The following is a 13,201-nucleotide window of genomic DNA, read 5'->3' on the forward strand; positions in this document are numbered from 1 at the left end:
TGGTCGTGGTCGTGGTCGTGGTCGTGGTCGTGGTCGTGGTCGTGGTCGTGGTCGTGGTCGTGGTCGTGGTCGTGGTCGTGGTCAGCCTGACCTTCCGGGAACAGCTCCGCCACTGTCGTGACCGCTTCCTCCCGCAATTCGCAGCCCGCCGCCGGCGACGGTCGCGGTGCCGTGACCTTGTCCATTTGTTCCTGGTACCGGGCCCGCTCGTCGGCGTCCGCCGGCGGCCGCTCGGCGCCGACGATGTCCATCAGCGGCGCCCGGAACGACAGGGTCAGGGTGTCCCCTTCCACCACCAGCGCCGCCTCCGCGCGGCCGTGCTGATGCACCGGGGCGGCCTGGGCGGCGGTCAGTAATCCGAGCAGTGGCAGCGTCGTGCCCGCGGCCAGCGTGGTCCGCGTTATCCATCGAAACATGATGAATCCCGAGCAGCGAAAACGATGTTATAAGATAACATCTCCACATGACCGCACAAGCCAGCATTTAAAATCAAAAAAACTGATGACATCGCGGCAAAATAGTCGCTTTTCCATCAGCTGCTTCAATCCTACAGTGACGTCATTGAGGCCGGCATTCCGCCGGCACCGAGGAGGTCACCATGATCGAGCGGCGGACATTTCAACATCTGGGCGGGGCCGACCACGGCTGGCTGAACGCCAAACACCATTTCTCCTTCGCCGGGTACCACGATGCGAAACGAATGCATTGGGGCGACCTGCGAGTCTGGAACGACGACACCATCGCGCCGCACACCGGGTTCGCGCCGCATTCGCACCGGGATATGGAGATCATCACCTATGTGCGCGAGGGAGCGATCACTCACCAGGACAACCTGGGTAATCAGGGCCGCACCGAGGCCGGCGATGTGCAGGTGATGTCCGCGGGCACCGGGATCACGCACAGCGAGTACAACCGGGAGGCCACGCCGACGCGGATTTTCCAGATCTGGATTATCCCCAACGCCAGCGGGTTGCCGCCGACCTGGGGCAGCCGGCCGTTTCCGAAGGCGGGCCGGGACGGTGGTTTCAAGGTGCTGGCCAGCGGCTACGACGACGGCGACGCCCTGCCGATCCAGGCGGACGGTCGGGTAGCGGCGGCGGCGCTCAGCGCCGGGCAGGAGGCCACCTATACGCTGGCGGCGGGCCGCAAGGCCTATCTGGTGCCGGCCAAGGGGCGCGTGCGGGTGAACGGTGTGCTGGCCGAAGCCGGTGATGGGCTGGCCATCGAGGACGAGACCACGCTGGTGGTCAGCGCCGAGGCGGACAGCGAAGTGGTGCTGGTGGACGTGGCCTGAACCGGCCCTCGAAAAGCCGAGCCCCCGCGGAACACCGCGGGGGCTTTTTCATGGGCACGCCATCGGGGTGGCGGGCCCGGCTATCCGGCTAGGGCTCCGGGTCCAGGTCGGGGGCGGGCACGAACGTTTGGGTGGTGCCGCTGCGGCCTTCGTGGACGTGTTCCCAGGTGGCGTTCACCTTGGGTTCGGCGCCGCTCAGGTCGACGGTGGCATCGACCAGGTAGCCGGCCATGGACATGCCCAGCAGGCGCAGGGTCCGGCCTTTCGTGCCGACCACTTCGGCCACCACGATGCTCCCGTACTCCACGTCGTTCTCGATCTGCTGGGAGGGCGGGCCGCCTTCAAAGAAACCGAACGGCGAGCCGCGCACGCCCATGCTTGAGTCGGCGATCACGAACGGCGCATCGCTGTTCTCACCGATGCCAATGGCCAGCGGCAGCAAGTCCGCGAAGTCATCGGCCAGGTCCTGGTCGTAGAGCGGGTCAAAGGTCAGGCGGCGGGTGGCTTCGAAACGCGGGTAGTCGCTGCCCGTCGGCTGGCCGGTCGCCCGCCCCTTGTTGAAGGTGGCGTCGATAAAGGTCGTGGCGCCACTGGTGCCGTCGATCTTGAAATCGTCGCCGCTGCCCAGGGTGTTCAGCCAGTCCGAGCCTTCATCGAAACCGGTGGCGGTGTAGAGGCCCTCGGCGGATTGGTTGCTGCCGTAAACGGCGCCTTCCCGGGTGACCAGGAAGGTCATGCCGTTACTCGTATTGGCGGTGTGGTGCACGGTGCCGCGGTACAGGCCGGCATTGGTGAGATGCAATGCCAGGGTAACGTGGTCCTCGGCGTCGCCGGCGTCCACCAGGGCGCGGGGCCCGCCGGGCAGGTCGGTGGTGAGCATTTCCAGGGCCGAGGCAATCGCGGTCTCGAACGCCGCCGGGTCCAGACTGAAGTCGATGGCCAGGCCCAGATTCTGGTGCGAGGCGGGATCGATCTGGATGCCGTTCTCCAGGTCCTGGTCGGCGTCCAGGCTGATCAGGAAGCGGCTGATGTTGATCACCGTGAAGTCGGTTTCGTCGGCGCCCTCGCCGGCCAGGTCCGCCGGGGTGATGAAAACGGTGTTGCCGTCCACCACGGCCTCGCCCAGTTCAATATCGCCAACCAGAAAGCGTGCCGTGCTGCCGTCCGGACAACGCAGCACGCCCTGCTCGCCGGTGGTCTTGGTGCTTGAATCATCGCAGGTGTAGTGCAGACCGGTGACCGCGTTGTCCACGAAGTGGGCGCTGCGCGTGGCCGCCTCCCCGCCGCTACCGGACCCGCTGGAACCGCTGGAGCCGCCACAACCGCTGATAGCCAGGATCGCGGCCACGGCCGCCCCGGCGAAAACGCGTTTATCCATTTTATCCCCCAAAATATTATGTAGTGCGCCCTTGCTGTTATGGATCCCCGGACGCGTTGCCGAAAGATTCTAGGCACGCGCTTCGGGAATACCGTGACGCACAACACATTCCATTCGGCTACCCGTGAGTTGTTGCCAGGCCGGCCACCGCCCGGGCATGGGCCTGGATCGCCAGAGCCACGTCGTCGGGGGTGATGGATTCGGCGGGGTGGTGGCTGATGCCGCCCTTGCAGCGCACGAACAGCATGGCCACCGGCCAGTGGTCGGCCAGGGCGATGGCGTCGTGGCCGGCGCCGCTGGGCAGGTGCGGGGCGTCGCCCTGCACCGCCGAGACGGCCTCGGCCAGGTGGTGTTGCAGGCCGGCGTCGCAGGCGGTGGCGGCGATGCGGTAGAACTCATCGGCCTCGAAGGTCAGGCCGCGGCGTTCGGCGATGGCGTGGGCGCGGGCCAGCAGGTCGTCGAGCAGGGCTTCCAACGGTTGTTCTTGCGGGCCGCGAATATCCAGGGTCAGGCGTGCTTGCCCGGGGATCACATTCACCGCCCCGGGCTTGCACTGCAACGCGCCCACCGTGGCCACCAGGTCCGGACCGGCTTCGCGGGTGGTCCTTTCGATTTCGGTCATCCATTCGGCGGCGCCGGCCAGGGCGTCGCGGCGCTGGGTCATGGGCACGGTGCCGGCGTGGCCGGCCTGGCCGGTGAAGGTGCAGTTCAGCCGGCGCGCGCCGTTGATGGCGGTGACCACGCCCAGGGCCCGGTCGGCCTGTTCCAGGCAGGGGCCCTGTTCGATGTGCAGTTCCAGGTAGGCGGCGATATCGCCCACCGGACGGGCGGCGTCGGCCACCCGCTGCGGGTCCAGGCCGAACTCGCGCAGGGCGTCGGCGAGGCGGATGCCCTGGCCGTCCTCCTGGTCCAGCCAGCCTTCCGGCCAGGTGCCGGCAATCGCCCGGCTGCCCAGCAGCGTGATGCCGAAGCGGGTGCCCTCCTCGTCGGCAAAGCCCACCACTTCAACGGCCAGGGGCAGGCGGACGTTTTGCCGGTGCAGATGGCGCACGGTTTCGATGGCGGTGAGCACGCCGAGCATGCCGTCGTAGCGGCCGGCATCGCGCACCGTGTCCAGGTGCGAGCCGAGCAGCAGCGCCGGCGCCTCAGGGGCGGCGCCTTCGTAGCGGCCGCGGATATTGCCGACGCTGTCCTGGTGGACGGTCATGCCCGCCTCGCGCATCCAGTCGCCGGTGAGGGCGTTGGCGCGCTTATGCTGCGGCGACAGATAGACGCGGGTGAGCGCGTCCGGGGTTTCGCTGATGGCGGCCAGCTGGTCGCAGCGGGCCATCACCCGCTCGGCGGCGGCCAGGGCCTGGTCCGGGGTCATGGCGGCCGCGGTCATGAGGCGCCCGCCGCGTGTTGGTCGTAGTAGTCCCAGGCCGCCTGGGCGCCGCCGCCGTCCGGCGCGCGGAAGCCGAGCCGCCGCAGCACCGCTTCCAGGGCGGTGAGGGTTTGCAGCACGCAGTCCTTGCGGGCGTTGTAGCCCATGGTGCCGATGCGCCAGATCTTGCCCTGCAGGGGGCCGAAGGAGGTGCCGATCTCGATGCCGAAATCGTTGAGCAGCAGGCCGCGCACCTGCTCGCCGGGGATGCCGTCGGGAATGCGCACGCACAGCACGTTGTTCATTTTGTGGTTGAGGTCGCCGAAGGTGTCCAGGCCCATGCCCCGGACGCCATGGAGCAAGGCGGTGCCGTGCAGGGCGTGGCGGGCGATGGTGTTATCCAGCCCTTCCTGGAGGATCAACCGGGCGCACTCGCGGGCGGCGAACAGCATGCTGGTGGCCTCGGTATGGTGGTTGAGGCGCTCCGGGCCCCAGTAGTCCATCACCATGCCCAGGTCGAAATAGTTGGAGGCGATCCTCTCGTCCTCGCCGTCCTGGTGGGCCTCGGTGCGGATGCCTTGCTCCACATGCTTGCGGCGGCGAATCACGTCTTCCAGGTTCGGGCCCAGGGTCACCGGGGCGCTGCCGGAGGGGCCGCCCAGGCATTTCTGCAGGCCGGCGGACACCGCGTCCAGGCCCCAGGCGTCGGTTTCCAGAGGATTGCCGCCGAAGGAGGCGGTGGCGTCGGTGTAGAACAACACGCCGTGGCGGCGACAGATGTCGCCCAGTTCCGCCAGGGGTTGCAGCTGGCCGGTGGAGGTGTCGCCCTGCACGGTGAGCAGCAGCCGGGGTTTGACGCGCCGGATGGCGTCCTCGATGGCCTGGGGTTCGAACACCTGCCCCCAGGGCACCTCGATGCTGTGCACCTCCGCCCGGCAGCGGCGGGCGATCTCGCAGAGCAGATGGCCGAAGCGGCCGAACACCGGCACCAGCACCCGATCGCCGGGGCGGATGGCCGACACCAGAATCGCCTCGATGCCGGCCCGGGAGGTGCCGTCCACCAGCATCGTCCAACGGTTTCCGGTGCGGAACAGGGCCCGATAGAGCGCCATCACCTCATTCATGTAGCCGGTCATGGAGGGGTCGTACTGGCCCACCAGCTGGGCGGCCATGGCCCGGAGCACACGGGGGTCCGCGTTGATCGGGCCAGGGCCCATCAATAACCGGGCGGGGGGATTGATCTGGTCGAACTGGCTGATGTCCAGCATGGGCGTCCTCGTTACGGCCGGTCCCTGAAGAAACCGCCAAAGAAACAATAGTTTCAATAATACACACAAGAAACGATTGTTCCAATATTGGTGTCAGTAACGCCGTCAAGCCGGCCATGCCCGGCCCGTGAACCGCTAGCGGGAGGGTTTTTCCAGTTCGTCCAGATCGTCGTAGAGGTCGGTGATGTCGTGGATGCGGCGGCGTCCGGCGGCCAGCGCCTCATGCAGCACCGCGTTGGCCAGCAGGCTGGCCAGGCTCATGGCGGCGGCGTAACTGTCGAAAGCGGACAGGCTGTCCAGCGGCACCGGGAAGGGCCAGCGGGCCAGCTCCGGCAGCGTGCGGGCCTCCGGCTCGCACAGCAGCAGCACCGGCACCCGGCGTTGTTGGAGGCTTTTCAGCAGGGGCTCGATCAGCCGGGGGCGGCGGCGGAACGCCACCACCACCACCACATCGTCCGGGGTCAGGTCCACCAGTTCCTCGGCCAGGGTCTGCCCCGGCTGCGGCGCCAGGCGCACCCGTTCACGAGCCTGGACGAGCTGCTGGCGCAGATGCAGAGCCACCGGATAGGCGTTGCGCTGGCCGACGATCAGCACCTGGCCGGCACCGGCCAGGGCCGCCGCCGCCTCGCCCAGCCGGCGGGCGTCCAATCCGGCCAGGCAGCGATTCAGGTTGGCCAGCTCCTGCTGGTAGTGGCGGGCCGGCAGGGTGTCACCGTCCGCCAGATTGCGGGCGTCCACCAGGGGCACACCGCTTTGCCGCAGGGCACGCAGCTCGTCGCGCAGGGCCTTGTAGCCGCTGTAGCCGAGCCGCTTGAACAGGCGGCTGACGGTGGGCTTGGACGCCCCGCTCAGCCGCGCCAGCTCGGCGCTGTTGTAGCTAATCAGGTCGTCGTAATGGTCGAGGATAAAGTCCGCCACCCGCCGTTCCTGGGGAGAAAGCTCCGCATGGCGGGCGCGCAGGCGTTCATCCAGCGGGGACGGCATGGCACGGTCTCGAAACGGTGGGAGCAAACATGGCGGGGCCCTGAAACCTTTGTTTCAGGCACCCTACCACAGGCGTCCGCCCGGTGCCGCCGTCAGGCCACGCCCTGGCTTTTCAGGTAGTCCTCGTAGCTGCCGTGGAAATCGACGATGCCGGTGGGCGTCAGCTCGATGATGCGGGTGGCCAGGGACGACACGAACTCCCGGTCGTGGCTGACGAACAGCAGCGTGCCGGGGTAGTTTTCCAGGGCCAGGTTGAGCGACTCGATGGACTCCATGTCCAGGTGGTTGGTGGGTTCGTCGAGCAGCAGGATGTTGGGCCGCTGCAGCATGATCTTGCCGAACAGCATGCGGCCCTGCTCGCCGCCGGAGATCACGTTGACGGTTTTGTTGATCTCCGTGGAGGAGAACAGCAGCCGGCCCAGAGTGCCGCGAATCACCTGCTCGTCGTCGCTGGGCTTGCCCCACTGGCTCATCCAGTCGAACAGGTTCAGCTTCTGCTCAAAGTCGGCGGCGTGGTCCTGGGCGTAGTAGCCCAGGGTGGCGTTTTCGGACCACTTCACCTGGCCGGCGGTGGGTTCCAGATCGCCCACCAGACAGCGCAGCAAGGTGGATTTGCCGACGCCGTTGGGGCCGATGATGGCGATGCGCTCGCCCACTTCCACGCGCAGGTCCAGGCCGGAGAACAGTTCTTCATCGAAGGTTTTCGCCAGGCCCTTCACTTCCAGCGCATTCCGGAACAGCTTCTTGTCCTGCTCGAACACGATGTACGGGTTCTGGCGGCTGGAGGGCTTGATCTCTTCCAGCTTGATCTTGTCGATCTGCTTGGCCCGGGACGTGGCCTGCTTGGATTTGGAGGCGTTGGCGGAGAAGCGGCTAACGAACTGCTGCAGGTCGGCGATCTGCGCCTTCTTCTTGGCGTTGTCGGCGCGCTTGCGTTCCAGCGCCTGGGTGGCGGCGGTCATGTACTCGTCGTAGTTGCCCGGATAGACGCGCAGCTCGCCGTAGTCCAGATCCGCCATGTGCGTGCACACACTGTTCAGGAAGTGGCGGTCGTGGGAAATGATGATCATGGTGCACTGGCGCTGGTTGAGCACGTCTTCCAGCCAGCGGATGGTGTTGATGTCCAGGTTGTTGGTCGGTTCGTCCAGCAACATGATGTCCGGGTCCGAGAACAGCACCTGGGCCAGCAGCACGCGCAGCTTCCAGCCCGGGGCGACTTCGCTCATCGGGCCGAAGTGCTGCTCCACGGGGATGCCCACGCCGAGCAGCAGATCGCCGGCGCGGGACTCGGCGGTGTAGCCGTCCAGCTCGGCGAACTCCGCTTCCAGCTCGCCGGCACGAATGCCGTCTTCCTCGGTCATCTCCGCCTTGGCGTAGATGGCGTCACGCTCTTCCTTCACCGTCCACAGTTCTTCATGGCCCATGATCACGGTGTCCACCACCGAATACTGCTCGTAGGCGAACTGGTCCTGGCGCAGCTTGCCGATGCGCTCGTTGGCTTCCTTGGACACATTGCCCGCGGAAGGCTCCAGGTCACGGCCGAGGATCTTCATGAAGGTGGATTTACCGCAGCCATTGGCGCCGATCAGGCCGTAGCGGTTGCCGTCCCCGAATTTCACGGACACGTTCTCGAACAGCGGCTTGGCGCCGAACTGCATGGTGATATTGGCGGTGGTCAGCAAAGTTGTTCTACCGGCTAGAGGGGAAGTGGTGGGGCGAAAGGCGGCGGATTATCGCACACACCCGCCCCCACGGTCACACCGCCTCGCCTTAACCCCCCTTTCCACCCCACCAAAATCCCCGCTAAGCCCCAAAAACCCACCCCAATTCCCCCCTGCCCCCTTTCAAATCAACCCCTTACCGGGGTCTGACCCCGGCGAGGCGGCGCCGTAGTGTTTCGGCGGTGAGCACCAGGAGCAGGCTGATGCCGGCCAGGGGGAGTACCAGGAGCAGCACGGCCGCTCCGGTCATCAGCGTACGCGGGCGTACCGGTGGGCCGACGGGGGCGCCGAAGCCGCCGGCCGGGCGGCGGCGCCACCACATCGTCAGCCCGGTGATCACCAGGGCGATGATGGCGAGGCAGGCGAGCAGCATGACCAGTTGGTTGGCGCGGCCGAAGTAATTGCCCATGTGCAGGGCGACGCCGTATTCCACCGCCTTGGCGATGGCGCCGTAGTCGTCGAAGCCGGTATCCACCAGCACCTGGCCGTCGCTGTCAAAATGCAGGGTGCGCTGCCCTTGCGGGCGGGCCGGGTAGGTGTAGGCGCTGTAGGGGTCACCGGCCTCGGTGGGGATGGACAGTCGGTAGGCCAGCGGCAGACCCGCCGCGGCCAGGGCCGCATGCACCCGGTTGATGGCCGCCGGGGAGGTGTCCAGCGCCACGGCCGGGCCATGATGGTGGTGGTGATCATGGGCCGCCGGCACCGTGGGCAGCGGCGCCTGCTGCAGGGCCCAGGGCGCCTCACCCAGGGTATCCAGCAGCGTCTTGCCGCTGCCGCCGCCGTGGTGCCGCAACGCCGGCGGATAGCCCAGCCCGAGGGCGTTGCTGACCGGCGTCAGCACCCGGTCGCCCCAGAAGCTGGCCCAGGGCAGGCCGGTGATGATCAGAAACACGATCAGCACGGCGGCGTAGACGCCGGTCAACCGATGCAGCTCCCGCCAGCGGGCACGACCCCGCCGCTGACGGTTGAACCGGAAGCCGCCGCCCCGGCCCCGGGGCCACCACAGGTACAGGCCGGTGGCGATCAGAACCAACGCCCAACTGGCCGCCAGTTCCACCACCGCGTCACCGCCTTCCCCCAGCAGCAGGGAACCGTGCATGCGGTCGGCGAACCCCACCAGGGTGCGCGCATAGATGAAGTCGCCGAGCACCGCCCCATTGCCCGGGTCGACGAACACGCGGAACGGCTCGCCCTGTTCCGGCGTGACGAACACCTCGGCGCTGCGCCCCGGCTCCACCGGCATATCAATGCGGGTCACGGTGGTGTCGGGATAACGGGCGCGCACCGAGGCCACCAGGTCACCGGCGGGCCGGATGGTGTCGCCGCTGGGGGCAAAACGCAGCTGCGGATAAATCCAGTCGTTCAACTCGTCATTGAACAGATAGAGGGCGCCGGTGATCGACAGGATCAGCAAGAACGGGGCGGTGAACAGCCCCGCATAGAAATGCCAACGCCAAGCCGTGGCGTAGCCGCTGGCGGCCATCAGAAGCGCCCGGTCCAGCCGATCTCCACGGTGCGCGGCTCGCCGATGTAGACCTGGGTGGCGCTGTAGCCGGACCAGTCGGCGTAGAACTCGTCGGTGAGATTGCGCCCGCGCAGGGTCAGGGTGCCTTTGGCCACCGGGTAACTGATCCAGGCGTCCACCAGGGTGCGTTCGTCGATGCGGTATTCATTGGCGGTGCTGGTAAAGAAGTCGCCGGTGTAACGCACCGCGCCGCCCAGGGTCAGCGGCAGGGCCGCCAGGGTGTAGGCGCTGCTCAGATTGGCGGTTTTCTCCGGCACATTGGTGAGGCGGTTACCGGACAGGTCCACGCCGCCGGCGCCCAGCAGCTCGTCGTACTCCGCGTCGTTGTACGCGCCGTTGAGGTTCACCCACCAGCGCTCGTGGGGCCGCAGGGTCAGATCCACTTCCACGCCCTCGGCGTGCAGGCTGCCGCCCTGCACCGACAGGGACGGGTTGCCCGGGTCGCGGGTGAGAATGTCGTCCTGATCCAGGCGATACAGGGAGACCGTCAGGGTGGTGCGGTCATCCAGCAAGGCGGCGCGGCTGCCGAATTCCATGGCCCGCCCCTTGCTCAGATCAAACGCCGCGTTGCTGGCCCGGCTCAGCAGCAGGCCGCTTACCGGCGACGCCGCCCGATTGTACTGGGCGAACACCTGCACCCGGTTGCTCAGGTCGTAGACCGTGCCCAGCCGCCAGGACAGATCCTCGTAGGTCTGCCCGAAGGTCTCCCGGGTGCCGGCGGCCAGGTCGTCGATGCCGCGATCCAGATCCAGGTATTCGTAGCGCAGGCCGCTGACCACCACCCAGTTGGGGGTCAGATTCAGGGCGTCCTCCACGAACAGGGCGCCGCCGGAAACCTGGCTGTCGTAATCCGCCCGGGAGCCATAGTTGGCCGGACTGTTGGGCGGCAGGTAGCCACGATCCGGATCGAACGGGTCCACCGAGGTGGTGGTGCCGAAGCGGCGGCGGCTGTCGAAGTCGGTGTATTGATATTCGGCGCCCACCGCCAGTCGGTGGCGGCGCTCGCCGAGCCGGCCGTCGTAAACGCCGTAAAAGCGGTCGGTGGCGAACCGGTGATGGTGATTGATGCGGGTGGTGCCGCGATCCAGTTCGCCGGTGACGTCGTTGTAGGTGAAGTCCTCGGAGTTGGCCCAGTCCCGGTTGGCGTTGTAGAGGCTCAGTTCGTTGACCAGCCGCCACTGGCCGCTGAGCTGGTAATCCGCCTTGGTGCGCAACCACTGGCTGTCGGCGGTCATCTTGCCGTCGCGTACGTTGTAGTTGTTGTCACGCATCGACTCATCCAGCACCAGGCCACCGCCGGACACCACATCGCTGGGGTCCCGCGCCACGCCGGCCGGTACCAGCGGCGTGCCCTGATAGGGGGTGGCATAACGGTCGGTGTACAGGTCCAGGGCGGCGCTCAGGGTCAGCCGGTCACTGGCCTGGACCAGGATGCCGGTGGTCAGCGCCGTGGTCTCGCTGTCGGTGTCGTCCACGTAACCGCTGCTCCTCCCGTGGCTCAGGTCGGCGCGCACCGCCAGGTTCGGATTGACCACCCGGTTGGCGCCGAGGCCCAGACGCAGGCTGTCGTGGCTGCCGTACTCGATCAGGCCGTCGTTGCGGTCGCCACTCAGGTCGGGCTTACGGGTCACCAGATTAAGGGTGCCGCCCAGGGCGCCGCTGCCGTGCAGCACCGACGCCGGCCCCTTGAGAATCTCCACCTTCTCCAGGTTCCACGTGTCCAGGTTGCGCGACACCAGGGACGGGTCCGCCACGCGCACCCCGTCGAACAGATAGCCCACGTCGGTGAGGCCGCGCATGGACACCGACGCCGGCGAGCCGGGAATGTTGCCGGCGGCCACGCCGGGGGCGCTGCGGTACAGCTCGATCAGATTGCGCAGGCCCAGCTGCTCGATGTCCTGGCGGTCCACGGTGCTCACCGTGGCCGGCGTCTCCCGCTCACTCAGACCCAGGCGTCCATCGGTGGTGGTGGGCGACGCGGGTGCATCGACCGGGTCGGCCACCTCCACCGCCTCCAGGCGGTGTTCCGGGGTCTGCGCCCAGGCGGCGGGCATCAACAGGGACAGGACAAACAGCGGGCCGACTCGATCGGCGCGGACAGGCAGGCGCAACACGGTGTACTCCGGACGGAAGGATCGCGCGCCAGCCTAGCGACCCGGCCGGGAAAGGGAATGCGGCGTTTTGTCGCAGCCGCTAGGAGGCGGGGTCGGGGAGCACGATTTCCACCAGCTGCCGCTGCACCGGATTGCCCGGTTCCGAGAAGCGGAAGCCGCCCACGGTGGTCCGCCCCGGCTCCAGTTGCAGTTTGGTTTGCATGCGCCGCTGCAGGGGCGGCTCCACCCGATCATCCAACTGGGCGATGTCCAGATCGTACTGGGTGGGGCCCCGGCGGCGAATGTCGATGCGATGATCCTCGCCCTCGCTGTGCCAGCGGGTGCGGGTGGCGGTGTTGCGCAGCTCGATCACCATCACCCGGGTGCCGTCCCGCTCTTCGTGCAGGATACGCAGGTCGTCGTGCCAGGGGGCCGGCACGCCGGGCAGCAGGCCGCCGCGCCAGGCGGCGACCAGGGAAAGAATCAACAGGCCGACAATGGCCAGAAATCGGAAAGGTCGTTTCATGCCGGCAAGCTTCCCTGAAGCCGGAAAAAAAAGGAACCCCCGGCGCCAGGCCGGGGGCCATAAAAAAAACGGGCCGAAGCCCGTTTTTCAGGAGGTGCGTCGCACGCTTAAAGGTGAATACCGCACTCGGTCTTGCTGGAACCCTGCCAGCGGCCTTCGCGGCCTTCGCCCTTCCAGGTGCAGTGGCTGCAGCCGATGGAGTGGTAGCCTTCCTGGACCAGCGGGTGGAACGGCAGGTCGTGGTCGGCGATGTAGGCGTCGCGCTGCTCCCGAGTAACGTCGATCATCGGGTTGAATTTGATCATGCCGCGACGCTCCTCGAAGATTTCCAGGCCGGCGCGGTGCTCGGTCTGCCAGCCCATCAGGCTGGAGATCCACAGGTCGTAGTGTTCCTTGGCGTCTTCCAGGGGCTGCACCTTGTTGACCTGGCAGCACAGGTCCGGGTCGGTGCGCCACATCTGCTCATCCTGGGTGATCTGATGCTGGCGCGGGTCGGCGCGCAGGTCGATCACATCCAGCTTGAACCGTTCGATCAGGTAGTCCTTGTAGTCCAGGGTCTGCTCGAAGTGGTAGCCGGTGTCGATGAAGTGGATCTTCTGCTCGGGCCGGATGCTGGAGATGATGTGCAGAAAATAGGCCGAGGTGGCGGCGAAGGACGACGTCACCATTACCTTGTCCGGAGCAAAGTCCTGATACACCCGGCGAATGCGCGCCTCGAAGTCCAGCGGGCGGTAGGCCTGGTTGAGGGCGTCGATGGCGTCCCGGGAGAGGCCGGCGCTGTTGTCGCCCACGCGTGTGATCAACTCTGCTGCGTTACCCATGACGTTGCCTGTCCTTATCGCGATGCGAATGATGCGAATAGCGTATGAGCGGCCATGATACGGAGCACCGGATCATTTAAAAGAAATATATGGTGCTATTTTTATGCACAAAAGGAATATGCCGCTTTACACCATTTGACGCTTCCGGCGTGAAACTCCCGGCCCCGGGCCGGTCTTAACTGGTGGGCGCGGGAGACGCGCCCGGCTCACCACCGAGAAGGAGTTTAA

General features: G+C 66.8%; 11 protein-coding genes. 1 reads left to right on the forward strand and 10 read right to left on the reverse strand.

Annotated elements, in window-relative coordinates; genetic code table 11:
- On the reverse strand, positions 1-416 hold a 416-nt coding region (locus tag ACLD0W_RS13165), incomplete at its 3' end, for a DUF2796 domain-containing protein (protein WP_410307936.1).
- A gap of 182 nt (positions 417-598) precedes the next feature.
- Here ACLD0W_RS13165 and ACLD0W_RS13170 point away from each other — a divergent pair.
- Positions 599-1,294 carry a pirin family protein gene (locus ACLD0W_RS13170; protein WP_410307937.1) on the forward strand — a complete coding sequence of 232 codons (696 nt, stop codon included), beginning with the start codon at positions 599-601 and terminating at the stop codon, positions 1,292-1,294.
- Positions 1,295-1,382: 88 nt separating this feature from the next.
- Here the strand turns inward: ACLD0W_RS13170 and ACLD0W_RS13175 are convergent, their stop codons facing one another.
- The 9 genes from ACLD0W_RS13175 to ACLD0W_RS13215 form a co-directional block, all read right to left on the reverse strand.
- On the reverse strand, positions 1,383-2,672 hold the full coding sequence (locus ACLD0W_RS13175; protein ID WP_410307938.1) for a hypothetical protein: 1,290 nt from the start codon (positions 2,670-2,672) through the stop codon (positions 1,383-1,385).
- Between the two features lie 118 nt (positions 2,673-2,790).
- Positions 2,791-4,056 carry an allantoate amidohydrolase gene (gene hpxK / locus ACLD0W_RS13180; protein ID WP_410307939.1) on the reverse strand — a complete coding sequence of 422 codons (1,266 nt, stop codon included), beginning with the start codon at positions 4,054-4,056 and terminating at the stop codon, positions 2,791-2,793.
- A complete protein-coding gene (locus ACLD0W_RS13185) occupies positions 4,053-5,303 on the reverse strand; it encodes a pyridoxal-phosphate-dependent aminotransferase family protein (RefSeq protein WP_410307940.1) in 1,251 nt (416 codons plus the stop codon). Before ACLD0W_RS13185 ends, hpxK begins: the two co-directional genes overlap by 4 nt.
- A 135-nt stretch (positions 5,304-5,438) precedes the next feature.
- Positions 5,439-6,287 (reverse strand): MurR/RpiR family transcriptional regulator, encoded by an 849-nt coding sequence (locus tag ACLD0W_RS13190; protein ID WP_410307941.1) that lies wholly within the window; start codon positions 6,285-6,287, stop codon positions 5,439-5,441.
- A 92-nt stretch (positions 6,288-6,379) separates the two neighbouring features.
- Positions 6,380-7,969 carry an ABC-F family ATPase gene (locus ACLD0W_RS13195; protein WP_410307942.1) on the reverse strand — a complete coding sequence of 530 codons (1,590 nt, stop codon included), beginning with the start codon at positions 7,967-7,969 and terminating at the stop codon, positions 6,380-6,382.
- Between the two features lie 175 nt (positions 7,970-8,144).
- Entirely contained in the window at positions 8,145-9,491 is a 1,347-nt protein-coding gene (locus ACLD0W_RS13200) for a PepSY-associated TM helix domain-containing protein (RefSeq protein WP_410307943.1), read from the reverse strand.
- Complete coding sequence (locus tag ACLD0W_RS13205; protein ID WP_410307944.1) at positions 9,491-11,647, reverse strand: TonB-dependent receptor; 2,157 nt, start codon at positions 11,645-11,647, stop codon at positions 9,491-9,493. Before ACLD0W_RS13205 ends, ACLD0W_RS13200 begins: the two co-directional genes overlap by 1 nt.
- A gap of 79 nt (positions 11,648-11,726) precedes the next feature.
- Positions 11,727-12,152 carry a hypothetical protein gene (locus ACLD0W_RS13210; protein ID WP_410307945.1) on the reverse strand — a complete coding sequence of 142 codons (426 nt, stop codon included), beginning with the start codon at positions 12,150-12,152 and terminating at the stop codon, positions 11,727-11,729.
- A 107-nt stretch (positions 12,153-12,259) separates the two neighbouring features.
- Positions 12,260-12,973, reverse strand: coding sequence for a phosphoadenylyl-sulfate reductase (locus tag ACLD0W_RS13215; RefSeq protein WP_410307946.1), 714 nt, complete (start codon positions 12,971-12,973; stop codon positions 12,260-12,262).
- Positions 12,974-13,201 lie beyond the last annotated feature (228 nt).

Source organism: Alloalcanivorax sp. C16-1 (assembly GCF_046507805.1).
Classification (GTDB): domain Bacteria; phylum Pseudomonadota; class Gammaproteobacteria; order Pseudomonadales; family Alcanivoracaceae; genus Alloalcanivorax.

What these genes read in the sequence shown, in the direction of transcription:
- ACLD0W_RS13170 (WP_410307937.1), top strand. Translation starts at nt 599, where the DNA reads ATGATCGAGCGGCGGACATTTCAACATCTGGGCGGGGCCGACCACGGC.
- ACLD0W_RS13200 (WP_410307943.1), bottom strand. Translation starts at nt 9,491, where the DNA reads ATGGCCGCCAGCGGCTACGCCACGGCTTGGCGTTGGCATTTCTATGCG.
- ACLD0W_RS13175 (WP_410307938.1), bottom strand. Translation starts at nt 2,672, where the DNA reads ATGGATAAACGCGTTTTCGCCGGGGCGGCCGTGGCCGCGATCCTGGCT.
- ACLD0W_RS13185 (WP_410307940.1), bottom strand. Translation starts at nt 5,303, where the DNA reads ATGCTGGACATCAGCCAGTTCGACCAGATCAATCCCCCCGCCCGGTTA.
- ACLD0W_RS13215 (WP_410307946.1), bottom strand. Translation starts at nt 12,973, where the DNA reads ATGGGTAACGCAGCAGAGTTGATCACACGCGTGGGCGACAACAGCGCC.
- ACLD0W_RS13210 (WP_410307945.1), bottom strand. Translation starts at nt 12,152, where the DNA reads ATGAAACGACCTTTCCGATTTCTGGCCATTGTCGGCCTGTTGATTCTT.
- ACLD0W_RS13190 (WP_410307941.1), bottom strand. Translation starts at nt 6,287, where the DNA reads ATGCCGTCCCCGCTGGATGAACGCCTGCGCGCCCGCCATGCGGAGCTT.
- hpxK (WP_410307939.1), bottom strand. Translation starts at nt 4,056, where the DNA reads ATGACCGCGGCCGCCATGACCCCGGACCAGGCCCTGGCCGCCGCCGAG.